Origin of the sequence: Bacillus sp. SIMBA_005, from assembly GCF_046535585.1 — a bacterium.
GTDB lineage: Bacteria > Bacillota > Bacilli > Bacillales > Bacillaceae > Bacillus > Bacillus pumilus.
Genome location: NZ_JAWRWI010000916.1, coordinates 1 through 248 on the forward strand (window position 1 = coordinate 1; position 248 = coordinate 248).

Consider the following 248-nt stretch of genomic DNA (forward strand, 5'->3'; position numbering starts at 1 on the left):
CTGATGCATATAATGTTGGTAAAAATATGGGTGAAGCATTAAATAATACAAAGGTAGGACAAGCATTTAATAGTACTGCCAAAAAAGTCGGTCAAGTATTTGTAGATTATGGGAAAGCAATTAATAAGGCGGCTCAACAAACGGTGTATGGAAATATGAATGAACCAGCATCAATTATTGGAGGTTCCTTTTATGGGGCAGCAAAGGGTGGTTTAAACGGCGTCGACAAAGGTGTGGGTACTGCAATG

1 protein-coding gene is annotated in these 248 nt (G+C 38.7%); it reads left to right on the plus strand.

Annotated features, from left to right (window positions below):
• Positions 1-248: hypothetical protein (locus tag SB660_RS22740; protein ID WP_410584776.1), on the plus strand; the 248-nt coding region annotated here is incomplete at both ends.